Source organism: Dolomitihabitans soli, assembly GCF_022213955.1.
Lineage (GTDB): Bacteria > Actinomycetota > Actinomycetes > Streptosporangiales > Streptosporangiaceae > Streptosporangium_A > Streptosporangium_A soli.
In genome coordinates, this window is sequence record NZ_JAKNTW010000021.1 from 89,699 (window position 1) to 111,865 (window position 22,167).

Genomic DNA, 22,167 nt, shown 5'->3' on the forward strand with positions numbered 1-22,167 from the left:
ATGAACGCCCACGAAGACATATCAGGGACCGGCGACCAGATGGCCGGGAACCAGACGCGGGACGACGCGCAAGCCCAGGAACCGGCCGCGACCGCCGGCGCGGGCGAGGAGGCCGCCGCCGCGCCCGTAGAGGTGGACGCGAAGCTCGCGGAGCTGGAGGATCGCTGGCTGCGCGCCGTCGCAGACCTGGACAACCTGCGCAAGCGCATCTCCCGTGACGCCGAGCGGCTGCGGGCCGAGGAACGGGCCAGGGTGGCGGCCGCGTGGCTGCCGGTCCTGGACAACCTGGAGCTAGCGCTTAGCCACGCGGCAGGTGACGCGGACGCGGTCCTCGACGGGGTACGAGCCATCCGGGACCAGGCCGTCGGCGTCCTGTCCAAACTGGGCTACACCCGCCACGACGAGACAGGCGTGCCCTTCGACCCCACCCGCCACGAGGCGGTGGCCACCGTCGAACGAGAGGACGCCGAGCCGGGCACCGTCGTGGAGGTGCTGCGGCCCGGCTACGGCGACACCGAACGCCAGCTCCGCCCCGCGGCCGTGGTCGTCGCGAAAAAGGCGGCCTGATGGCCGCACGACGGGACTTCTACCAGGTGCTCGGCGTCGACCGGAACGCCGACGCCGACGAGATCCAACGGGCCTACCGCAAGCTCGTACGCGCCCACCATCCCGACGTCAACAAGGATCCCGGCGCGGAGGACAGATTCAAGGAGATCTCCGAGGCCTACGCCGTGCTCTCCGACCCCGAGACCCGCCGCCGCTACGACGCGTTCGGGCACGACTTCCGCCAGGTGCCACCCGACGTGAAGCCCGAGGACTGGGCCCGCGCCCGTGCCGGGGCAGGGGCGCGTGCGGGCGGCGGCACCCGGCGCTCGGACCGGAGCGAGGACTTCGGGTTCGTCGAGGGGATCGACATCGACCTGGAGGACCTGCTCGGTGGCATGTTCGGCGGGGGCGGCCGGCGCCGCTGGGGGCCCATGCCCGGGGCAGACCAGGAGACCGAGCTGACGCTCACGGTCGAGGAGGCGTACCACGGCGGGCGCCGCGCCCTCACACTTCCCGGGGGCCGGCGGCTGGACGTCACGATCCCCGCAGGGGTCACGAACGGCCAGCGCATCAGGCTCGCCGGCCAGGGCGGGCACGGAAGTGAGGGGGCGATGCCGGGCGACCTCTACCTGATCGTACGGATCGCCGATCATCCCCGGTACCGCGTGGAGGGCCGCGACATCCACACCTCCCTGCCACTCACTCCGTGGGAGGCGGCACTGGGTTCCACCGTCGCCATCGACACGCCAGGCGGCGAAGCGAAACTGAAAGTGCCGCCGGGCACCTCGACCGGCCGCCGCCTGCGCCTGCGGGGGCGCGGCATGCCCAACCCGCGCGGCACGGCGGGCGACCTGTTCGCCGAGGTACAGATCATAGTGCCCGCCAGGCTCACCGACGAGGAACGACGGCTGTTCGAGCAGCTCGCCGCCGCCTCGCACTTCGATCCCCGGAGGCGCTCATGACCTACGCCCTCGTCCGGATCCGGCTGCTCGACCTTGACTCCTTCGCCGGCGCCACCGGGCTGCACCCCGAGGTGGTCCGCCGCCTGGTGGCCCTGGGACTGCTCGACGCAGCCAAGGGCAGCCGGGGCGAACTGTGCTTCCCCCTCTCCCAGGTCGCCGTGGCGGCCCGCATCCAGCGGCTGCACGCGGGCCTCTCGCTCAACTACGCCGCGCTCGGCCTGGTAATCGATCTGCTCGACCGCATCGCGGAGCTGGAGACGGCGCTGCGGGACCGCTCACGACGTTAGAGGAGGCCGACGGTGGATCCGAACCGCATGACGCAGAAGTCGCAGGAGGCCATGCACGACGCGCAGACCAAGGCGCTCCGCTTCGGGCACACCGAGGTCGACGGCGAGCACCTCCTGCTGGCCCTGCTGGAACAGCCGGAAGGTCTCGCGCCGCGCCTGATCACCCAGGCGGGTGCCGATCCCGAACGGCTGCGCGGCAACCTGGAGGACCAGCTGTCGCGGCGGCCCAAGGTCAGCGGTCCCGGCGCCGAGCCCGGTCAGGTCTTCGTGACCCAGCGGCTGTCCCGGCTGCTCGACGCGGCGGATCGGGAGGCCGGGCGGCTCAAGGACGAGTACGTCTCGGTCGAGCACCTGCTGATCGCCCTGCTGGATGAGGGGACCGAGACGGGCGCCGGGCGACTCCTCCACGGCGAAGGGCTGACCAGGGACAAGTTCCTGCAGGCGCTCACCTCGGTGCGCGGCAACCAGCGGGTCACGTCCGCCATGCCGGAGGTCGCCTACGAGGCACTGGAGAAGTATGGACGCGACCTGGTCGCCGAGGCCAAGGCGGACAGGCTCGAACCGGTCATCGGGCGTGACTCGGAGATCCGCAGGGTCATCCAGATCCTCTCGCGCAAGACCAAGAACAACCCCGTGCTGATCGGCGACCCCGGAGTGGGCAAGACCGCCATCGTGGAAGGGCTCGCCCAGCGGATCACCCGCGGCGATGTGCCCGAGGGGCTGCGGGACAAGACGGTCTTCAGCCTGGACATGGGATCGCTGGTCGCGGGCGCGAAGTACCGGGGCGAGTTCGAGGAGCGCCTCAAGGCCGTGCTGAACGAGGTGAAGGCCGCCGAGGGGCGGATCCTGATGTTCGTCGACGAGCTGCACACCGTCGTCGGCGCCGGGGCGACCGAGGGCGCCATGGACGCGGGCAACATGCTCAAGCCGATGCTGGCCCGCGGCGAGCTGCACATGATCGGCGCGACCACGGTCGAGGAGTACCGCAAGCACATCGAGAAGGATGCGGCCCTGGAGCGCAGGTTCCAGCCGGTGCTGATCGACGAGCCCTCGGTCGAGGACGCCGTGTCGATCCTGCGCGGGCTGCGCGAGCGGCTGGAGATCTTCCACGGTGTGAAGATCCAGGACAGCGCCATCGTCGCCTCCGTGGTGCTCAGCCACCGCTACATCGCCGACCGGTTCCTGCCGGACAAGGCGATCGACCTGGTCGACGAGGCGTGCGCGATGATCAGGACCGAGATCGACTCCATGCCCGCCGAGCTCGACGAACTCACCCGCCGGGTGATGCGGCTGGAGATCGAGGAGGCTGCGCTGGCCAAGGAGGACGACGCCACCAGCGCGGAACGCCTCTCGGACCTGCGCAAGGAACTGGCCGACCTGCACAGTGAGGCCGACGCGATGCGGGCCCAGTGGGAGTCCGAGCGCTCCGCCCTGCGCAAGGTCCAGGCGCTGCGGCAGGAGATGGAGAGCGTGCGGCGGGAGGCCGAGCAGGCCGAGCGTGACTACGACCTCAACCGGGCGGCCGAGCTGCGCCACGGCAGGCTTCCCGAGTTGGAGCGGCGGCTGGAGGCGGCGGAGGAGCGGCTCTCGACCCGGCAGAACGGCCACCGGCTGCTGCGCGAGGTGGTGACCGAGGACGAGATCGCGGACATCGTCTCCCGCTGGACCGGCATCCCGGTGACCCGCCTGAAGGAGGGCGAGCGGGACAAGCTGCTCAAACTCGACCAGATCCTGCACGAACGCGTCGTCGGCCAGGAGGAGGCTGTGCGGCTGGTGGCCGACGCCGTGATCCGCGCCCGCTCGGGCATCAAGGACCCCCGGCGCCCCATCGGGTCGTTCATATTCCTCGGGCCGACCGGCGTCGGCAAGACCGAACTCGCCAGGGCATTGGCCGCCGCGCTGTTCGACACCGAGGACAACATGGTCCGCATCGACATGAGCGAGTACCAGGAACGGCACACGGTCAGCCGCCTGGTCGGCGCCCCACCCGGATACATCGGGTACGAGGAAGGCGGCCAGCTCACCGAGGCGGTACGGCGCAAGCCGTACTCCGTGGTGCTCTTCGACGAGGTCGAGAAGGCCCACGCGGACGTGTTCAACACACTGCTCCAGGTGCTCGACGACGGACGGCTCACCGACGCGCAGGGCCGTACCGTCGACTTCCGCAACACCGTGGTCATCATGACCTCGAACATCGGCTCGCAGCACCTGCTCGACGGCGTGACACCGGAGGGAGAGATCAAACCAGACGGCCGCGACCGGGTGATGGCAGAGCTGCGCGCTCACTTCCGGCCCGAGTTCCTCAACCGGGTCGACGACATCGTGCTGTTCAAGCCCCTCAACGAGGCGGAGATCGAGATGATCGTCGACCTGATGTTCACCGACATCAGGAAGCGCCTGGCCGACCGGCGGCTCACCCTTGAAGTCACCGAGGAGGCATGTCGGCTCATCGCCAACCAGGGCTACGACCCGGTCTACGGCGCCCGGCCCCTGCGCCGCTTCATCGCCCGCGAGGTCGAGACCAGGATCGGCCGCGCCCTGATCGCCGGCGACGTCCCCGACGGCTCGACCATCACCGTCGGCGCCGACAAGGGTGAGCTGAACGTCACCTTCGACCGGCCAGGGAGCTGACATGTCGTCGTCAACGACGAGCTGCGCCAACTGCGGCAAGAAGAACAGGGTCCCGGCCGCGGCCGGCGGCGTGCCCCGTTGCGGGAACTGTCATCAGCCGCTGCCGTGGATCGTCGACGCCTCCGACGACACCTTCCCGGAGGTCGCCGAGCGGTCGGGCCTTCCGGTGCTCGTGGACTTCTGGGCGGACTGGTGCGGCCCGTGCCGGACGGTCACGCCCATACTCGAACAACTCGCCCGCGAGATGGCGGGACGGGTGAAGCTCGTCAAGGTCAACGTGGATCGATCGCCGGCGGTCGCCCAGCGATTCGCGATCAAGCACATCCCGATGCTCGTGATGCTCGGGGACGGCCAGGTCATCGCGCAGCGCTCGGGCGCCGCTCCCGCTCCCGAACTGCGGACCTGGATCGAGGACGCGCTGAAGGTGCGGCCATGAACACATCACCGGCACCCTCTCAGTCCGAGACGCCCGACCTCTACGGGGCCTACCCCCGGTTGAGCGAGGAGCAGATCTCCCCGCTGTCGAAGTGCGGTGAGTGCCGGGCCGTGTCGCCCGGCGACATCCTGTTCAGGGAGGGCGAGCCCACCAGGGAGTTCATCGTCGTACTGCGGGGCAAGGTAGCCATGATCGAAGCGTACGGCGACCGGCAGCGGACGATCGCCGTCCACGGCCCAGGCCGATTTCTCGGCGAGCTCAGCCTCCTCACCGGCCAGGCGGGATTCCTGACCGCCGCAGTGCGGGAACCCGGCGAGGTGCTCGCCGTACCGGTCGACGACCTGCACATACTCGTGGCGGGAGACTCCACGCTGGGAGACCTCATCCTGCGGGCCTACCTCGCCCGCCGTACGCTGCTGATCGGACTGGGCGCAGGCTTCCGCATCATCGGCTCCCGCTACTCCTCCGACGCCCGCCGACTGCGTGAGTTCACCGCGCGAAACAGGATCCCGCACCGGTGGATCGACCTGGAGGAGGACAAGGAGGCCGACGCGCTCCTGCGCGAGCTGCGCATCTCCACGCAGGACACCCCAGTCGTGATCTGGCGTGGCGACCAGGTTCTGCGCAACCCGACAAACACGGAGCTGGCGAAAACCATCGGCCTGCCGCACCTGGCGGCCCGCGACACCGTGTGCGACCTGATCGTCGTGGGCGCGGGCCCCGCAGGCCTGGCCGCGGCCGTCTACGCGGCCTCGGAGGGCCTGGCCACGGTCGTGCTCGACGCCGTTGCCGCGGGCGGCCAGGCGAGCACTTCATCCAGGATCGACAACTACCTCGGCTTTCCCTCAGGCATCTCGGGCGCCGAGCTCGCCGAGCGCGCCATTATCCAGGCGGGAAAGTTCGGCGCCCGGCTGACCGTCCCGGCTGAGGCGAGCGACCTGGAACCGCACGACGGCCATTACGGCGTCGCCATTGAGGGCAGGAGCGTCGTGAACGGCCACGCCGTGATCATCGCGACTGGTGCCCGCTACCGGAAGCTCGACGTCCCGAAGCTGGAGGAGTTCGAGGGATCGGGCGTCTACTATGCGGCGACACCGTTCGAACTGGCCATGTGCCGGCGATCGCCGGTGGTCATCGTCGGCGGCGGCAACTCCGCCGGCCAGGCCGCGCTGTTCCTGGCCAGGAACGCATCGTCGGTGCACTTGCTCGTCCGTGTCCACGACGTGCGCGCGAGCATGTCGCGCTACCTCGTCGACGAGATCGAGCGGACCCCTGGCATCGAGATCTTGTACCGCACCGAGGTCCGGGAACTGCTCGGCGAGGGAACCCTGCGGGCCGTCCGCGCCGAGAACACGTCAACGGGCGAGTTCCTGGAAATCGAGACCGGGGCGTTGTTCGTCTTCATCGGCGCCGACCCGCACACAGGGTGGCTGCGGGGAACCATCCCGCTCGACGACCGCGGGTTCGTCATCGCCGGGCAGGGCGCGTTCCCTCCCGGTGCCAGCTGGGACACAGTCCACCCATCTCCCCTTCCACTGGAGACCGGCTGCCAGGGTGTCTTCGCCATAGGGGATGTCCGCAGCGGATCGGTCAAGCGAATCGCGTCCGCGGTAGGGGAGGGCGCCATGGCCGCACGCCTGGTGCACGAGAGGTTCACCACAGGAAATCCACAGAGAAGACGGTGATCCACATGCCCGTGATCGGAGTCTCCAAGTTTGAGCACTTCTTCCGCGCCGCCGCGGGACTCGACGTGGACAAGGCTGACCTCAAGCGCTACAGCAACTTCGTCAACCAGAAGCTTCACGACATGCTCGTCGTCAGCGAGGCCGCGGCGAAGTCGAACCAGCGCGACATTATCCAACCGTGGGACCTGCCCATCACCAAAGGGCTTCAGGAGAGCATGCATGACTTCCGAGACCTGGACGAGGAACTGGACCTTGCTTCCATCCTGCAGGAACTCACGGCGCTGCCCCCGCTCGACCTGTCGCTCAGCGTGGAGACGGAGGCCCGCCTGCCGGCCATCGCCGGCGGACTTTCCGTAGCGCTCGCCAGGGCATTCAGGATCATCGAACCCGATCACAAGAATCCCGCGAGCGAGCAGTGGCAGCGCACCACCCGTATCTTCGACCTCCTGCTGTAAGAGCGGGGTGAAGGATGTCAATACTCGGTTCATGGCTATGACCTGCAGTGATGTCCTCACATTGTTGGTCGAAGCGGTGGCTGGTACTGACTCGAAGATCGGTCGGTTACCTGGCAGGAGGCAGCGGACCCTGGCCTGATGAGCGGGGTGGGGCCTTCGTCGGTGGTGACCGCTGGTAGCGGCCCGGCTGTTGACGTATGAATCGTCGCTAGGTCCAAGTGGCGCGTGATTCACATAAAGCAAAGAACCGGAATCTCAGGCACCTCAAGGACATTCTGAGATCAGCCGGCCAGTTCTGTTTCCAGATACGTGTCGAACTCCTTCACCAGGCGGTTGGCGCGGTGGGGTTGCAATTGGATGTGAAAATCCCGGACAAAGGTGATCGCTCGGGTGGAGGTGAGTTCCTTAGCGCCGCGGGCGGCGGCGCGGGCGCTGTCCAGTGCCTGTTCCAGCTCGCCCATGGCCAGCTGTGACTTGGCCGCGCTGATGTGGGTGAGCTGTACCGAGCGGGTGTGGTCCGCTCCGAATCCGTCGAGAGCCTGTTGCGCGGCGGCGGCGGAACGGCGATGATCACCAATTGCATGCCAGCACAGGCTGCCTTCCCCAGCGAGTTCAGCTTGGCTGAAGTCCGTGATCCAGGCCGGGTTGCCGTCACTTGGCCCAGTGGCGAACAGTACGTCAGCCTCAGCCAGCAGAGTGGTGACCCGGCGCTTGGTGTGCGGGTCGGCTGACTCGGCGCCGGCCGCTTGTGCGGCCAACGTGTGGGCCTGTCGCAGCAGCAGCATCGCCATCACCCGGGGCGGCGCCTTGGCTTCATGCCCGGCATCGACAGCGGCTTGGGAAAGCCGCACCGCCCACCGCGGCTGATTCAGATCGCGTGCTTGGTGGGCAAGGGTAGCCAGCACCGAAGCGGCCACGAGCGGGCTGTGCGCCGCCTTCGCTAGTTTGAGCGCCTGGCCGTAGTGGTGCTGGGCTTGGCCGTGGTGGCCGAGGTCGAAGGCCATCCATCCGGCGAGCTGGGTCATCGTCGCCGCCGCAGTCAGCAACTCGGCCCCGACTCGGTCCGTGTAGGAGCCGCGCAGGAGCGGCGCGAGCGTGTAGTGCATGAAGTCGGTTACGGCGGGGCGCACCAGCCCTGCGCCGAAATGGTGGTCCATCCGGGAGAACGCCACGCGTGCATCGAGAACCCGCTGCACATCGGCGAGTCCCACCGCTGGACCTGATCCGCTACTCAAGGCAGGGGAGGCCGCGCTGTCGTAACGCCAGGACAGCAGCCATTCGCCGAGCATCGCGGGGACGAACGGGAGTCCCGTGAGCAGGTGTCGCCGTGATGCGTCCATTTCCCACCTCCACAACCGGCCGGCCGCCTCCACGCTCGAAGCCGCGCTTCCGGACGCGTCTTCGTCTTCCCATGGAGGGCTGTCTTCACGATGAGGGGCATCGACGTCCGGGGTCGTGTCCAGCCAGCGTTCCACTTCGGCGGCGTCCACCTGCCACGTCTGGGCGATGCGGGCGCGGTAGACCGGGCGTACGCCCTGCTTGCCGCGTTCCCAGCGCGCCCACGTGGTCGCCGAGACGCCGATCTGCTCGGCGGCGGCCTCCTGGGTGAGGCCCTGTCGCTTGCGCGCCCGGATCAGGGCGAGGCGCCCGGGTCCGTGCTGGGCTGGCTCATTCACCGCGCCACGCTCCCTCACCGTTTCTAGATGACCACACACTGTGCGGTAACTCCAGCCGCTCAGCCCGTCGAATCGCGAAACGACCAGCAAACGACCACGAAGCGACCACCCGGCCCTCTGGTCACCGACCGGCGGCTAACGCACGGGTCACGCCCTTCACAGCACCCCCGCCACGCCGATTACATAGAACCCGTCACTCAACGTGATCGCTCGTGCGGAGCCCAACAGCAGGAGCCGTTCGCCACAAGTGACACCGGTCCCTTTCTTCCTCGCCATCACCACGACCGCCTCACGAGGAACGAGGGATCGAACCGGCCTGGACGCCGGGCCACACCCACATAGCCCATCGCCGTCCAGGGCGGGGTGGCGCTCTTTCCGCAGGGCAGTGCGAAAGGAGACGCTTCCAGCTGGCCGTACCGGGGAACCGGCCAACTGGGCGGTGGTACGTCGTGCACGCAAGGTCACGGCGTACCACCTGGCGGTCCCGCCCAAGTGCGAGAAGCACTCGGAGCGGGGCCGCCACCTCGTGAACGTCTGGCCGGAGGAACACCCCCGTGGCCTCCGACCGGACCTGGCCCCCGACGGCGTCCCCCAAACGCCACCCCCGCTCGGGGGCCACCACATCCCAAAGAAAGAGCAGGCCCACCGGAATCCCGGCGGGCCTGCTCGCGTATAGAGGTCTGTCTCGCTGCCGGCCCACCCGTGGCCGCACTGCCCACGGAATTCATGCACGCCACAGCCGGGCGGGCGGTGACGAGCGCACCCCAAGCGGCACCCACGCCATCCACATACCTGCCTGACGGGAAACGACCGGGTCGTGCACCTCACCGTTGCCCGGCGTGAAACGCCCGGCAGATCGCCCTTCAGATCCCCCGGGCCCAGCGCTTACCTGGAGAACGTAACCGACTGTGATCGACAAGGCGGCTCGTGTGACATCTGTGACCACGTCTCGGTCAACATCGCGCCCGTCGACGTCCCGACACACCGGATCGCCGCACGCATCACGGTTCCTCTCCTGCCAGCCCTCTCCGCAGAGGCCACGCCCGCCATGGCATGTGGTTCGGCACGGCACGGCCGCAGACCCACCCGCTTCCTGGGAGACGACTTATGCCCCGACTCATCGACGCCGACGCCCTGGCCACCGCCATCGAGCATCTCACCCAACTCCGCGACCTGCTGACCGAACGCGGTCTGCACGCCCGGCTCCTCACCGACTCCAGGCGCCTGCCATGCCTGCAGGTGGTCCACCTCGTCGCCGCCACCGCACTGACCGAGCACATCCTCGCCGCTCCTAAAGAGGGCACCTGGCGGTTCTGGTGGTCGTGGGGCGAGCAGATCGGATGCGTCAGCGACATCACCACCACAGCCGACCGCATCCAGCACGTCCTAGCCCCCACCGCCTCCACAGCGGCCACGACCACCGAAGCCTCTCCGTCGTGACCGTCGCCCCCGACCAAACGCAGATCGCCCGCAGCCTGCAAGACGACAACCCCGGCTGGGTAATCATGTGGCGGCTCTGGGCCCGCCGATTCTGGGCCTGCCCCTGCTGGGGCCCCGACAGCCCCGAACCCCTCGAAGCCAAAGACGCCGACGACCTGCTCCATCAGATACGGCAGGCCGAAACCGCGACCCGCCACCCGCAAGCCACCGCCACCAGACCAGGCCGACACGATCAACCTCCGCCTCCGAACAACGCCCGGCACACCCTGCAGCGCCGCGGCTTTTGAACAAGGCCCAGATGACCTTCCACCCTCCGAAAAGGGCATGCCCACTGGAGACTCCAGCGGGCCTGCCCCACAACGGCGCAAGCGGTGTCCATCAGCCTGGAGTACCCAGAGTGACGATACTCGTGACGATGTCGCTCGGATCAGGCTCGTCATCGAGGGGCGCGCTTGACGGCTGACGCTCAGCGGAGCTGCAGGGCAGCCAGCGCCTGAGGCAGCGTGACGGCGGGAAGCCCGTGACCTACCCACGGCGGTGCGTGCCGCCCCGACAGGTGGCTGATGCGTCCGTCGGCGTCGACCGCGCAGGTGATGCCGTACGGCCAGCGCTCCAACATCACGCCAAGGACGAGAGACTCGGCTCCGGCCCTGATCCCCCGATCCAATGTCTCCGCCTCATCACCCAGCACGGTTATCACGAACAGCCAGGGCAGATCCTCAGCGTTGCCGTAGTCCTGGCGCTCACCGGTCCGACGGACGATCTCCACCTCAACATGGGTCACCACGTCTCGCACCGAGTCCAGGACCACCAGGCCGGGCACCGTGGTGGCGTCTCCAAGCAATCGTCGGGCGAGGCCGTGCGGCATGACCACTTCAGTCGGGAGTGCGGACCCGACCAGGAGATCGATGAGGATGGCACGGGCGAAGTCCTCGGCCCCGGGACCGGTCAGCCCCACTCCATGAAGTGCCGCCAGCGAGATCGCGTACGCGGCGGCGCTGCCCGGGGCGATGTCCCCCGGTTCCAGAACAGGCTCCTGAACCGGCGACACCGTGCTCGTGTCCTGTGAGCTCTCGCCATCATCATCGTGAGCCGGCGGCACCGAACCGGCCTCTTCGGGCATCGCGGGGGCCGGCGACTGGAGGCGTGCCAGGTGCATCTCTTCCCGATTCGCCCGCCATTCCCGCAGCGCTCCCCCGACGCTGACGGCGATACGCCGCCGCATGACGTACATGGCGATCAACGCCAGCGCCACGACGGACCCGAGGCCGGCAGGCCAAAGAGAGGTCGTCTGCGACACAGGCACCTGGACACTCGGCGGCGCCACGTCCACCTGCCGGGCCGTACCCGATTGGCTTGGAGAGGGGGCAGGCGAGGACCGTTCTCTGACCGGCCGCTCGGGCACCTTCGCCTCCTGTCGGGCTTCCGCCCGCCTCCGCTCACGTTTCTCAGCGAGCACCGACTCCACCGGAACCCGCGACTCAACCGGTCGCTGCCGCTCTCGCCGACCCTCATCGCGCGCGCCTTCGGGCTGTTTCTCTGTGGCTCTTTTGGACGGCTCCGGTGGTCGCCGCCGGCCTTCCGACGGCATTGACTCCTTCACCAGAGGTGTCGCCGGCTTCACACCGGGCTCTGGGGCGGCCCGATTCTTCTGGGAATCATTCAGAACCCGCCCCCAATCAGGGCTGCGACCCGTCTCCAACCACGCGCCGAGTTCCTTGTTGGCTTCCGCACAAAGCTTCTTCTGGTCGAAGTGCTCCTTCGCCGCCCCCCGCAGATCAGGAGGACAGCCCACGACAACCGCCCCGGCGCTCGACGGCACCCAAACGATGACGGCCAACGCAGCGACCGCCGCCCAACGCCCACCACCGGCAACCAGACGTGGACAGCGCGACATCCTCAAGCGATCCCTCCAGGAAACAAACCACGATCGATCGTCCCTCGATGATCACGTGGTTACTCCGGCGGAACCGCGCACTTGGCCATGGGTGACCAATCCCTTGATCGAACCTCTACCGCCCGGGGCCCCGCCGAGCGCTGGGCGGCTCAGGACCACGCCGGGAACGCCCTTCGCCCTGCCGCGTGCCCGCCTGCCGAGCAGCCGGTCGGCCCGGGAAATCCAGCCCCGCCAACCGCGCCTGAACAGACGCACCTCGCCCGGTTCCGACCCCCGCCGTACGAAGATGTCGGGCAGCAGCCCGAGCGCCGGCCGCGTGTGCCATACGCCGCTGAAACTCCCGCAGCTCCGCCACCGCAACCACGACCAGACCCAAATTCCGCACCAACGCGGCCACCGTGTCGTTGCCCGGCATCGCTCCAGCCGCCGCCATCAACCGCGCCACCACCCGCAGGCTGTTCCCCGCCGCGCCGGGATCGGGGATGCGGGCGTACGGCTCGCGCGCGGCACGGTCGAACGCATCCGCAGCCCGGCGCAGCGCCGGGTCATCCAGCATGCTCGCCGCGACATGCAACACATCCGACGCCGCCCACGCCGCATCCCCCGCCGCCGGATCACCCACCGCGCACTGGCGGATCTGCTCGGCCGCCCGTCCAGCAATCGCCACCGCATCTTCAAAGATCGCCTGCCGCTCGGCCGCAGTGATCTCCTCCACCCGTGGCGAAGTCCCCGCCCACCGGAGGCGCAGCTTGGGAAGCGTCAGATCATCCGCGAGTCGTCCACCGGCGAACCAGCGCAATCCACCGCTCCGGTCCCGGAATCCGGACAACGCCACCGCATACCCCGTGACCTCACCCGGATCACGCTCACTCACTCGCCAGCGAACCAGCAGCCCCGCATCCTTCAGCCGGGCGAAGAACTCCTCCTCCGAACCGACGTCCTTGGCGGCCTGCCGTACTGCCGTACGCGCCAGCAGCTTGGCACTGACCTCCGAGACACCCGTCCCGGAATCTCTTCCGACCGCATTCCGGGGATTCCACCGGGCCCGCAGCTTCGGAAGTGTCAGATCGGCCGCCAGCTTCCCGCCGCCGTACCAGACCGGCTCGCCAGCACGTGTGACGTGTACGGGCAGCGCGACCGCGTAGCCGGTGACCTCACCCGGGTCGCGCTCGCTGAACCGCTTGCGGACCAGCACCCCCGCCGCCTCCAGACGGCCGAAGAACTCCCCTTCCGACGCGGCGCCACCGGCCGCGGTGATCACGTGGCGGCGCAACACGATCCGGGGCGCCTCCACCCAGCGGCGTCGCCGCGCCTGCTCGGTCTCCGCCCGCGTCGGCCTGCGCGCCGCCGTACGATCCCCCGGCGCGGTCACACGCAACCCGAACCGACGCTCCACCGCCTGGCACGCCTCCCGCACCCGGTAGAAGTCGTTCCACGTCTTCGGCTTGACCCCGTCCTGACGGGCCAGCGTGGCCACGATGTGGATGTGATCAGGGGCGTGCCGGACCGCCACCCACCGCACCGCCTCATCATCATCGGCGGCGGCCAGGCCAGTGTGGTGCATGATCTCGTGCGCCACCATCGCCCACTCATCATCATCCAGGAACCGGTCCTCACCTGCCGCGCGGGCGACACAGTGCCACACCGGCTCGTCATACCCCCGCTCGCCGAGCGCGGCCACCGGCTGCTTCAGCAACCCGTTCAACCGCCGGAAATCACGGGTGCCATCCGGCCGCAGGTCCGGTTCCAGTTCGGCCGGATGCCGCCATCCGGCCACCAGATGCGGCTCGACATGCTCATTCGCCCGCCCCGGCCCATACAGGTAGTAGATCAATCCCTCCACCCGGGAACCGCGCATCACCTTGCCGATCACCGCAACTGCTTCCGCACCGCTTCCGCGATTCCGTCCAGCCTCCGCACCGTCCGCACACACGCCGCGGCGTACGGAACCAGATCCCCCGCCACCTCACCCGTCGCGTTCAACGCCGCCACCGCCTGATTGAGGTTGACCCCGATCCGCCGCACCTGATTACCGGCCCGCATCAACTCGATCAGCGCCTCCCGCAACGGGTCCGGCATCGGCGGATCCACCTCCCGCGCCGCCGCCAGCACCGCCAGCGCCGCGTACGCCCCGTGCGCCAACCCGAGCCGTTGCGCGGCGGCCTGCACATCGGCGTGCTCGTCCTCGGTCAACACGAACTTCACCACCCGCGACCGAGCCACCCCCTGCCGTTCCCGACGCCGCCGCACCTGCCTAGCCCCCTGCTCCCTGCCTTCATCAGGCATCCCGATCACCTCCCCCGAACGGACCGCGCCCGGTCCCTGCTGATCAGCACCACCCGCACCCAGCTGCGGAAACGTGGTGCGCCCTGATCAGCAGCGTGCATCGCCGGACCCCGCCGGGTCCAGAGATAAAGGGACGTTAGACATATCTTGCTTCGCTTCGGCACAGCCCGGCACGGAGCTCTTCTCCCGGGACCCGTGACCAATCTGGCGCCCTTTACGTTGTAGATCAACTAGCCCTCTAACGCCGAGGCGCACACCTCGTCCCGTTGGACGGCACCCTCACCGGCACCGCGCAATTGAACACCGCTGGACCGGCGGGGCGGCGAAATACCTGCCATGACGTGGGGCGTGGTGACGGTCCGAAGGGGTGGGTGACGGCTGGTCCCACGGTCCAATGACGGTCCAGACATGAAGAAGGCCAGACCCGCGACATGCGGTCTGGCCTTTGACCTGGTGATTTTCGGTGGGCGATACTGGGATCGAACCAGTGACCTCTTCGGTGTGAACGAAGCGCTCTCCCGCTGAGCTAATCGCCCGCCCTGCCTGGCTCCTCGCGGTGCCGACGAGTCAAACCATACCGCACTTGGGAGCCGCTAGCGAAGCGGTAGACGGTTCGGGGCAATGGTCGCGGATGGCCCCGGCGGGAGGGCTGGGTGTCATAGCATCGTGCTGACCCGCGGTGACACGATAAGAACGGAGCTGGGATCTTTCGTCCGGGACGTCCCATGTCTGGGAGGGCCCGGAAGATCGGTAGTGACACGCAAAACCCTCGCAAACACGGCCCTTTTGGCATCGTTTGACCTGGTAGGGGCCTAAATGTCGCGCTGTGATGTGCGTTACAGAAGGGCCTGGAGGCGGAATCTTTCCTACAGGTTTCTTCGTTCCCGCGTCATAGCTCGGGACGAAGTCCGTCAGAGCAGTGATAGCCCCGATGAGGGGACCCGACGACGAAAAGGTTTGGCTGACGATGAACAGCACCACCGTCTCTGCCGAGCTGGGCCTTCGGCTTGTGGTCCCCGACCGTACCACCGTCCCCCTGCTCGCCGGCCTCAGCTACACGGCAGAAGACCCGTATGCGATCCGGATGGCCTTCCACGTGGGGAACGACGAGCCGGTCGAGTGGATCTTCGCCCGCGAGTTGCTGACCGTGGGCATCGTGCGACGTGTCGGCGACGGCGACGTGCAGGTGTGGCCTGCGCGTTCCGACGGCGAGCGCACGTTGCACATCAGCCTGACGTCCCCGTTCGGCCAGGCCCTGTTCGAGGTGCCGCTGGCGCCTCTGACCGAGTTCCTGCACCGCACCTACGAGCTGGTCCCCGCCGGCCGTGAGACCGATTTCATGGATCTCGACTCCGAGCTCACGAACATGCTCTGGAGTTCGTGACCACCCGGCGGACAGCCTCCGGTCAGGAGAGCAGACCCCGCATCCTGCTGATCTCGACGCTCTGGCCCGAGGCGACGTCCTTGGCCATCAGCCGCATTCTGCGGTCCGTACCCTCTGCCAGCTCCTCCTTGGCCATGGTCACCGCTCCCTCGTGATGAGCGATCATGAGGCGCAGGAAGAGCTTCTCGAAGGCCGTCCCCCTGGCCGCCCGCAACGCGTTCAGCTGTTCCAGCGTGGCCATGCCGTACCCCTCGGCCACGTGATCGTGCCCGGCGGGTACGGCGCGGCCGAGTGTGGTGAGCCACGTGGACATGACGCGGATCTCGGGGCCCTGGGCGATGGAGATCCGTGTCGCGAAGGCCCGCAACGTGCGGTCGTCCGTACGGCCGGCGACCAGGGCGGCCATCTCCAGCGCCTGCCTGTGGTGCGGGATCATCGATTCGGCGAAGGTCACGTCCGCCGCGCCGGGGCGTGACTCCGGCTCCCCGAGGCTCTCGCCGGGGGTCGCCGTACGGCCCTGCGCGCCGGGGGCGTCGGGCAGGACGAGAGGCGCGCCGGTGCCCGCGGTGAGAGGTGCGCCCCGGTCGTTCCCATTCCCTTGAGTGCATCCGACAAGGGTTGCTGCCGCTATAACTGTGATCAAAAGCGGACGCACTCCCGTGTTCACCGACATACCTTCCATAGTGGTGGACGCATTCACTGGGAGCGCGGCAGATGGGGGCAGGGTGCGAAAGGCGCGATCAATCGGGCTGGCAGCGGTGGCGGCATTGCTCGTGGCGACGGGATGCACCGCGGACCCGGAGCCCGCGGCGGCCCCATCGGCGACCCCCGGCCAGAGCCAAATGCCGAGTCAGCAGCAGAGTGCGACGCCGGTCGAGACGGGGGCCGCTCCGGGGCCTGACGAGATCCGTTCGAGCGACAACGTCGAACTGGTGACGAACGTGCCGGCGCAGGCGCCGTTCGACGGGCCCGAGTCCTGGGGCACCGACCTCGCCTTCCAGGGGAAGTACGCCTATGTCGGCAACTTCGATGGATTCACGGTCTATGACATCACCGATCCGAGGAAGCCGGTCACGGTGAGCCAGGTGCTCTGCCCCGGCGGTCAGAACGACGTCTCCGTCAGCGGAAACCTGCTGTTCCTGTCGATCGACGATCCACGCTCGGACGAGACCTGCGACAGCGACCCGGCGGACGGCCTTCCCGACCAGGGATGGGAGGGGATCCGGATATTCGACATCACCGACAAGGCGAAGCCGAAGTACGTCTCCTCGGTCGCGACCGCCTGCGGCTCGCACACGCACACGATGATTCCCGGCAAGAAGGGCGAGGTGCTCTATCTGTACGCCTCCTCCCCCGGCCCGATCGCCGGCTCCCGGACGTGCGCGCCGCCGCGCGACAAGATCTCGGTCGTCGAGGTGCCCCTGGGCAACCCGGCCAAGTCCAGGGTCGTCGCCGAGCCCGAGGTGTTCGACCGGGACCAGAGCACCGGGCAGGGCGGCGAACTGGAGCTCGCGGGCTGCCACGACATCACCGCCTACCCGGAGAAGAACCTCGCGGCGGGCGCCTGTTTCGGCGACGGCGTGCTGCTCGACATCTCCGACCCGGTGAAGCCCCGGGTGCTGCAGCAGATCGACGATGACGAGAACTTCTCGATCTGGCACTCGGCGACGTTCAACGACGACGCCTCGAAGGTCGTGTTCACCGACGAACTCGGCGGCGGCGGCTCGGCGACCTGCGACAGCAACACCCCGTCCACCAAGGGCGCCAACGCGATCTACGATCTCAAGGACGACAAGCTCACCCTGAACGGCTACTTCAAGATCCCGCGTGAGCAGACCGAGTCGGAGAACTGCGTGGCCCACAACGGCTCGCTGCTCCCGATCAAGGGCAAGGACATCATGGTCCAGGCGTGGTACCAGGGCGGCATCTCGATCTGGGACTTCACCGACGCGGACCGGCCCAAGGAGATCGGCTACTTCGAGCGCGGCCCGCTGAAGGGCGACGCGGGGCTGGGCGGCTCCTGGTCGGCCTATTACTACAACGGCTACATCTACTCCAGCGACATCACCAAGGGCCTGGACGTGATCGCGATCAACGATCCGCTCACGGACCCGGCGAAGAACGTCGTCATGGAGGACTTCAACGTCCAGACGCAGCGGTCGTACTTCTAGCCGGTGGCCCCCGGGCGCTCCGCACCCGGGGGCGCCGCACGTCACGGGTCGATGTCGGCGGCCCCGCGCTCGGCGAACACCTGGATCGCCTTGGCGGTGATCGGGCCGGGGGCGACGGGCATCGCGGTGTCGTCGACGAGGCGGATCGGCTGGATGTCGCGGGTGGTCGAGGTGAGGAACGCCTCTTCGGCCTCGTAGAGCATGCTCAGCGGAACATCCTGTTCCGCGGCGCCGCACCACTCCAGGACCAGGGCCCGGGTGACCCCCGCCAGGCAGCCGGCGGCCAGTGTCGGGGTGACCAGCCGGCCCTCGGTGACGATGAACACGTTGCTGCCGGTGCCCTCGCAGAGGTCGCCCGCCAGGTTCCCGAAGATCGCCTCGCCGCCGCCGCGCTGCTTGGCGTAGGCGAGGGCCTTGGCGTTGTCGCCGTAGGAGGTGCTCTTCACGCCGGCCAGCGCGCCCCGCTCGTTGCGCGGCCACGGCACCACGGTGACGTCGCCGGTGACGGGGAACGGCTTCTGCTCGCCCACGATCACCACGGCGGTGGTGCCCTCGGAGCCCCGGTCGGAGCCGAGCGGGCCGGGGCCGCTGGTGTAGGTGACGCGGATCCGGCCGAGCGGCCAGTCGGGCGCCTGAGCCAGGCAGGCCTGTACTCCCTCGGCGATCGCCTCGACGTCGGGCTCCGGCAGGTCCATGCGCTGTGCGGAGAGCTTGAGCCGGTCCAGATGGCGGGTGAGGGCGAAGGTCCGCCCGTGCACGCTCTTGATCGTCTCGAACACGCCGTCGCCGACCATCAGGCCGTGGTCGAAGACCGAGACCGTCGCCTGCGCCGGATCCAGCAGTTCCCCGTTGACCCAGACGGGTGTCGTCATCAGTTTCCTCCTGTCGATGCCAGGGCGATGAGCCTGGACGCCTTCAACTCGGTCTCCTGCCATTCTCTCCGAGGGTCGGACCCCCAGGTGATGCCGGCGCCGGTGCCGAACCTGAGCAGGCCGGACTCGATCCAGAAGGTGCGGATCCCCACGGCCAGCGCCGCTTCACGCCGGTCGGCGTCGACCCAGCCCACCGCACCACAGTACGGCCCGCGCGGCTCGGGTTCGAGCCGATTGATGATCTGCAGGGCCGATGACTTGGGCGCCCCGGTCACCGAGCCCGGCGGGAAGGTCGCCGCGAACAGCTCCGGCCAGCCGACGCCGGTGGCCAGCCGCGCCCGAACCGTGGAGACCAGGTGGACCAGCCCGGGATGCTCCTCCACCGCGCACAGCTCGGGCACGTCGACCGAGCCCACCGCGGCCACCCGTCCCAGGTCGTTGCGGACCAGGTCGACGATCATCACGTTCTCGGCGTGGTCCTTCTCCAGCAGGTCGTCCGCGGTGACGCCGGTCCCCTTGATCGGCCGCGACTCGACCACGTCGCCGCTCCTGGCGAGGTAGAGCTCGGGTGAGGCCGACACGACGGTCAGCCCCGGCAGGCTCACGGTGGCGGCGTGCGGCGCGGGGTTCCCCTCCGCCAGCCGTACGGCGAGCGCGAGCGGATCCTGCGGACCGGGCAGCGGCGCGGACATGATCCTGCACAGGTTGGCCTGGTAGACGTCGCCGCGCTCGATATGGTCACGGATCCGCTGGACGCCCGCCTCGTAGGCCGGCTGGTCGAGGGAGGTGGTCCAGGCGTCCGCGGCGGGACCGTGCCAGGGGCGGGAGGGGCGTGGCAGGGGGGCGCGCCGTACGTCGTCGAAGCGCGCGCAGGTGACCTTGCCCTCGTAGTCGACGACGACGGCCCACCAACCGGCGCCGTCGAGGGCCGCCAGGTCGGTGGTGACGTCACGCAGGCCGGTGGCCAGCTGACCGCCCATATGGGCGAAACCGTCATGCACTCGCTCATTCTTTCAGCAGGAGCCACGGCGCCGCTCATTCCAGCGGGAGACGCGCGGGCTGCGGGGAGCGCCGCCGTACGAGGCGGGCCGCGTAGACGGTCGGGGAACGCTAGGCGAGTGGGCCGGTCACGGACTCGGCGGCGGTGATGAGGGCGCCGTCGGCGACGAAGCGGACCGCCGCCTCGATCTCCGGGGCGAGGAAGCGGTCCGGTCCCGCGCCGGCGACGTCCTGGCGGAGGGCGGCCACCACGGCGGCGGTGGCGGGCGCGGGGGCGGCCGGGGCGCGCAGGTCGAGGGCGCGGGCGGCGGTGAGGATCTCCACCGCGAGCACCCGGGTGAGCCCGTCGACCGCCCGGCGTAGTTTGCGCGCCGCCGACCAGCCCATGGAGACGTGGTCCTCCTGCATGGCGGAGCTCGGGATGGAGTCGACGCTCGCGGGCACGGCCAGGCGCTTGAGCTCGGAGACGACGGCGGCCTGGGTGTACTGCGCGATCATGTGCCCGGAGTCGACGCCGGGGTCGTCGGCGAGGAAGGCGGGCAGCCCGTGGTTGCGTGCCACGTCGAGGAACCGGTCGGTGCGCCGCTCGGACATCGAGGCGACGTCGGCGATCACGATGGCCAGGAAGTCGAGCACGTAGGCGACGGGCGCGCCGTGGAAGTTGCCGTTGGACTCCACCCGGCCGTCGGCCAGCACCGCCGGATTGTCGATCGCGGAGGCCAGCTCGCGCGCCGCCACGCTCGCGGCGTGCGCGACCGTGTCGCGTGCGGCCCCGGCGACCTGGGGCGCGCAGCGCAGGGAGTAGGCGTCCTGCACCCGGGTGCAGGAGCCGTCCCGGTGCCCGGCCATGATCTCGGAGTCGCGCAGCAGCACGCGCAGGTTGGCGGCGCTGGCGGCCTGGCCGGGGTGCGGGCGGAGCGCCTGCAGGTCGGCGGCGAAGACCCGGTCGGTGCCGAGTAGTCCCTCCACGCTCATCGCGGCGGCGATGTCGGCCGTCCTGAGCAGCCGGGTGAGGTCGTCGAGGGCGAGCACCAGCATGCCGAGCATGCCGTCGGTGCCGTTGACCAGCGCCAGCCCTTCCTTCGCGGCCAGCTCGACGGGTTCGATCCCGGCCTGCTTCATGGCCTCCGACGCCACGGTGAGCTGCCCCGAGGCGTCGCGGACCGGCCCCTCGCCCATCAGCGCCAGCGCGACGTGGGCCAGCGGCGCGAGGTCGCCGGAGCAGCCCAGGCTGCCGTACTCGTGCACGATCGGCGTGATCCCGGCGTTGAGCAGCCCCAGGAGCGTCTTGGCCGTGGCGGGGCGGATTCCGGTGTGCCCGGTGGCCAGGGTGTGCAGCCGCAGCAGCATCATCGCGCGCACCACCTCGGTCTCCACCTCGGGACCCGAACCCGCCGCGTGCGAGCGGATCAGGGAGCGCTGCAACTGCGCACGGAGCGAGGGGTCGATGTGCCGGGTGGCGAGCGCGCCGAAGCCGGTGGACACGCCGTACGCGGGGGTCGGGCTGTCCGCCAGTTCCTCCACGCGCGATCGGGCGGCCGCCATCGCGGCGACCGCGTCATCGGTGAGGCGCACGTCGGCGCCCCGTCTGGCGACCGCGATGACGTCGTCGAAGCTCAGCGGCTCCGGGCCGAGGTCGACCATCAGCTCACTCTTTCACTAGGTAACTGGCGTATCGGATAGTAGCCCCTTACAAGGCCGTCATGCCGCTCCGCCCGTGCTCTGTCAGCGTCAGCGCCCGCCGGGTCGTGCCGCGCTCGAACCAGCCCCGCTCCATCAGCCGCTCGGTGAGCGCCGCGCCCAGCGCCCCGCCGAGGTGCGGACGGCGCTCGGTCCAGTCGAGGCACGGGATCGCGAACCTGCGCCGTGCCCCTCGGACCGCGGCCAGATCCACCCCCAGCTCGGCGAGGATCCGTTCCCCCTTCTCCCCCACCTCATACCCGTCGGCCGCCTCCACCAGGCACTTCCCGCCCACAAGCCGGTCGAGCAGTTCCACCCCGGCCTGTCCGGCCAGGTGGTCGTAACAGGTGCGCGCCTCCCGCAACAGGCGCGCCTGCCTGGCCCCCTTCAGCGACCGTACGGCCGGCCGCGGGCTGATCCTCGCCAGCGACTCCAGCGCGTGCGCCACCTCGTGACCGGTCAGCCGGTAGTAGCGGTGCCTGCCCTGCCGCACCACCGTCACCAGGCAGCCGTCGAGCAGCCGCGCCAGGTGCGCGCTCGCGGTGGCCGCGCTCACCCCGGCCAGCCTGGCCAGTTCCCCGGCGGCCAGCGCCCGCCCGTCGAGCAGCGAGGTGAGCATCGCCGCCCGCGTCGGATCGGCCATCAGCGCGGCGGCCTGGGTGATGTCTGCGTCACTCGCGACGTGTTCGACGACCATCTTCCGACGCTACCCCCGCCATGGTTCGCCTCACGACGAAGCATGGACGGGTACGGCGAGCGG

Annotated in this window: 20 protein-coding genes and 1 tRNA gene; 11 read left to right on the plus strand and 10 right to left on the minus strand. The window is 69.2% G+C overall.

Features of this window, described 5'->3' with window-relative positions:
• From MBA17_RS33280 to MBA17_RS33310, 7 genes are read left to right on the plus strand one after another with little or no spacing between them, the layout of a single operon-like run.
• Positions 1-567, plus strand: a complete 567-nt coding sequence (locus tag MBA17_RS33280) for a nucleotide exchange factor GrpE (RefSeq protein WP_238501069.1) — start codon at positions 1-3, stop codon at positions 565-567.
• Entirely contained in the window at positions 567-1,508 is a 942-nt protein-coding gene (locus MBA17_RS33285) for a DnaJ C-terminal domain-containing protein (protein ID WP_238501073.1), read from the plus strand. Before MBA17_RS33280 ends, MBA17_RS33285 begins: the two co-directional genes overlap by 1 nt.
• Positions 1,505-1,795, plus strand: a complete 291-nt coding sequence (locus tag MBA17_RS33290) for a chaperone modulator CbpM (RefSeq protein WP_238501075.1) — start codon at positions 1,505-1,507, stop codon at positions 1,793-1,795. The genes MBA17_RS33285 and MBA17_RS33290 overlap by 4 nt, the downstream gene beginning before the upstream one ends.
• 27 nt (positions 1,796-1,822) lie before the next feature.
• A complete protein-coding gene (gene clpB, locus MBA17_RS33295; protein ID WP_274386345.1) occupies positions 1,823-4,426 on the plus strand; it encodes an ATP-dependent chaperone ClpB in 2,604 nt (867 codons plus the stop codon).
• Between the two features lies 1 nt (position 4,427).
• On the plus strand, positions 4,428-4,862 hold the full coding sequence (gene trxA / locus MBA17_RS33300) for a thioredoxin (protein ID WP_238501081.1): 435 nt from the start codon (positions 4,428-4,430) through the stop codon (positions 4,860-4,862).
• On the plus strand, positions 4,859-6,547 hold the full coding sequence (locus MBA17_RS33305) for an FAD-dependent oxidoreductase (protein ID WP_238501084.1): 1,689 nt from the start codon (positions 4,859-4,861) through the stop codon (positions 6,545-6,547). The genes trxA and MBA17_RS33305 overlap by 4 nt, the downstream gene beginning before the upstream one ends.
• A gap of 5 nt (positions 6,548-6,552) precedes the next feature.
• Positions 6,553-7,002 carry a DUF1931 family protein gene (locus MBA17_RS33310; protein WP_238501085.1) on the plus strand — a complete coding sequence of 150 codons (450 nt, stop codon included), beginning with the start codon at positions 6,553-6,555 and terminating at the stop codon, positions 7,000-7,002.
• A 281-nt stretch (positions 7,003-7,283) separates the two neighbouring features.
• Here MBA17_RS33310 and MBA17_RS33315 read toward each other — a convergent pair whose 3' ends face one another.
• The gene (locus MBA17_RS33315; protein ID WP_238501087.1) at positions 7,284-8,678 is read right to left on the minus strand and encodes a helix-turn-helix domain-containing protein; all 1,395 of its coding nucleotides are present in this window, start codon (positions 8,676-8,678) and stop codon (positions 7,284-7,286) included.
• A 1,107-nt stretch (positions 8,679-9,785) separates the two neighbouring features.
• Here MBA17_RS33315 and MBA17_RS33320 point away from each other — a divergent pair.
• Both MBA17_RS33320 and MBA17_RS33325 read left to right on the plus strand, forming a co-directional pair.
• Positions 9,786-10,118 (plus strand): hypothetical protein, encoded by a 333-nt coding sequence (locus MBA17_RS33320; protein ID WP_238501089.1) that lies wholly within the window; start codon positions 9,786-9,788, stop codon positions 10,116-10,118.
• Positions 10,115-10,405: a hypothetical protein gene (locus tag MBA17_RS33325; RefSeq protein ID WP_238501090.1), complete on the plus strand. Its 291-nt coding sequence runs from the start codon at positions 10,115-10,117 to the stop codon at positions 10,403-10,405. The genes MBA17_RS33320 and MBA17_RS33325 overlap by 4 nt, the downstream gene beginning before the upstream one ends.
• 179 nt (positions 10,406-10,584) lie before the next feature.
• Here the strand turns inward: MBA17_RS33325 and MBA17_RS33330 are convergent, their stop codons facing one another.
• The 4 genes from MBA17_RS33330 to MBA17_RS33345 all read right to left on the minus strand — a co-directional run bounded on the left by MBA17_RS33330 (position 10,585) and on the right by MBA17_RS33345 (position 14,837).
• Positions 10,585-11,958: a hypothetical protein gene (locus tag MBA17_RS33330; protein ID WP_238501092.1), complete on the minus strand. Its 1,374-nt coding sequence runs from the start codon at positions 11,956-11,958 to the stop codon at positions 10,585-10,587.
• 172 nt (positions 11,959-12,130) lie between these two features.
• The gene (locus MBA17_RS33335; protein ID WP_238501094.1) at positions 12,131-13,888 is read right to left on the minus strand and encodes a relaxase/mobilization nuclease domain-containing protein; all 1,758 of its coding nucleotides are present in this window, start codon (positions 13,886-13,888) and stop codon (positions 12,131-12,133) included.
• Positions 13,885-14,301, minus strand: a complete 417-nt coding sequence (locus MBA17_RS33340) for a hypothetical protein (protein ID WP_238501096.1) — start codon at positions 14,299-14,301, stop codon at positions 13,885-13,887. The genes MBA17_RS33335 and MBA17_RS33340 overlap by 4 nt, the downstream gene beginning before the upstream one ends.
• Positions 14,302-14,765: 464 nt before the next feature.
• Positions 14,766-14,837, minus strand: a tRNA-Val gene (locus MBA17_RS33345).
• A 431-nt stretch (positions 14,838-15,268) separates the two neighbouring features.
• On the opposite strand from MBA17_RS33345, the gene MBA17_RS33350 reads away from it, so the two are divergent.
• Positions 15,269-15,685 carry an SsgA family sporulation/cell division regulator gene (locus MBA17_RS33350; RefSeq protein WP_238501098.1) on the plus strand — a complete coding sequence of 139 codons (417 nt, stop codon included), beginning with the start codon at positions 15,269-15,271 and terminating at the stop codon, positions 15,683-15,685.
• A 22-nt stretch (positions 15,686-15,707) separates the two neighbouring features.
• Here the strand turns inward: MBA17_RS33350 and MBA17_RS33355 are convergent, their stop codons facing one another.
• Positions 15,708-16,358: a DUF305 domain-containing protein gene (locus MBA17_RS33355; protein WP_238501100.1), complete on the minus strand. Its 651-nt coding sequence runs from the start codon at positions 16,356-16,358 to the stop codon at positions 15,708-15,710.
• 259 nt (positions 16,359-16,617) lie between these two features.
• Between MBA17_RS33355 and MBA17_RS33360 the strand changes: the two genes are divergently transcribed.
• Complete coding sequence (locus tag MBA17_RS33360; RefSeq protein WP_238501102.1) at positions 16,618-17,856, plus strand: LVIVD repeat-containing protein; 1,239 nt, start codon at positions 16,618-16,620, stop codon at positions 17,854-17,856.
• Between the two features lie 41 nt (positions 17,857-17,897).
• On the opposite strand, the gene MBA17_RS33365 is transcribed toward MBA17_RS33360, so the two are convergent.
• The 4 genes from MBA17_RS33365 to MBA17_RS33380 all read right to left on the minus strand — a co-directional run bounded on the left by MBA17_RS33365 (position 17,898) and on the right by MBA17_RS33380 (position 22,104).
• Entirely contained in the window at positions 17,898-18,728 is an 831-nt protein-coding gene (locus MBA17_RS33365; protein ID WP_238501104.1) for an aminotransferase class IV, read from the minus strand.
• Positions 18,728-19,729 carry a chorismate-binding protein gene (locus MBA17_RS33370; RefSeq protein ID WP_238501108.1) on the minus strand — a complete coding sequence of 334 codons (1,002 nt, stop codon included), beginning with the start codon at positions 19,727-19,729 and terminating at the stop codon, positions 18,728-18,730. The genes MBA17_RS33365 and MBA17_RS33370 overlap by 1 nt, the downstream gene beginning before the upstream one ends.
• Before the next feature lie 109 nt (positions 19,730-19,838).
• Positions 19,839-21,371, minus strand: coding sequence for a histidine ammonia-lyase (gene hutH / locus MBA17_RS33375; protein ID WP_238501110.1), 1,533 nt, complete (start codon positions 21,369-21,371; stop codon positions 19,839-19,841).
• A gap of 46 nt (positions 21,372-21,417) precedes the next feature.
• Positions 21,418-22,104, minus strand: coding sequence for an ArsR/SmtB family transcription factor (locus tag MBA17_RS33380; RefSeq protein WP_238501112.1), 687 nt, complete (start codon positions 22,102-22,104; stop codon positions 21,418-21,420).
• Between the last annotated feature and the right edge of the window lie 63 nt (positions 22,105-22,167).

Excerpts from the sequence above, each read along its gene's own strand:
- MBA17_RS33280 (WP_238501069.1), top strand. The coding sequence starts at position 1 with ATGAACGCCCACGAAGACATATCAGGGACCGGCGACCAGATGGCCGGG.
- MBA17_RS33285 (WP_238501073.1), top strand. The coding sequence starts at position 567 with ATGGCCGCACGACGGGACTTCTACCAGGTGCTCGGCGTCGACCGGAAC.
- MBA17_RS33290 (WP_238501075.1), top strand. The coding sequence starts at position 1,505 with ATGACCTACGCCCTCGTCCGGATCCGGCTGCTCGACCTTGACTCCTTC.
- clpB (WP_274386345.1), top strand. The coding sequence starts at position 1,823 with ATGACGCAGAAGTCGCAGGAGGCCATGCACGACGCGCAGACCAAGGCG.
- trxA (WP_238501081.1), top strand. The coding sequence starts at position 4,428 with ATGTCGTCGTCAACGACGAGCTGCGCCAACTGCGGCAAGAAGAACAGG.
- MBA17_RS33305 (WP_238501084.1), top strand. The coding sequence starts at position 4,859 with ATGAACACATCACCGGCACCCTCTCAGTCCGAGACGCCCGACCTCTAC.
- MBA17_RS33310 (WP_238501085.1), top strand. The coding sequence starts at position 6,553 with ATGCCCGTGATCGGAGTCTCCAAGTTTGAGCACTTCTTCCGCGCCGCC.
- MBA17_RS33320 (WP_238501089.1), top strand. The coding sequence starts at position 9,786 with ATGCCCCGACTCATCGACGCCGACGCCCTGGCCACCGCCATCGAGCAT.
- MBA17_RS33340 (WP_238501096.1), bottom strand. The coding sequence starts at position 14,301 with ATGCCTGATGAAGGCAGGGAGCAGGGGGCTAGGCAGGTGCGGCGGCGT.
- MBA17_RS33350 (WP_238501098.1), top strand. The coding sequence starts at position 15,269 with ATGAACAGCACCACCGTCTCTGCCGAGCTGGGCCTTCGGCTTGTGGTC.
- MBA17_RS33355 (WP_238501100.1), bottom strand. The coding sequence starts at position 16,358 with ATGTCGGTGAACACGGGAGTGCGTCCGCTTTTGATCACAGTTATAGCG.
- MBA17_RS33365 (WP_238501104.1), bottom strand. The coding sequence starts at position 18,728 with ATGACGACACCCGTCTGGGTCAACGGGGAACTGCTGGATCCGGCGCAG.
- hutH (WP_238501110.1), bottom strand. The coding sequence starts at position 21,371 with ATGGTCGACCTCGGCCCGGAGCCGCTGAGCTTCGACGACGTCATCGCG.
- MBA17_RS33380 (WP_238501112.1), bottom strand. The coding sequence starts at position 22,104 with ATGGTCGTCGAACACGTCGCGAGTGACGCAGACATCACCCAGGCCGCC.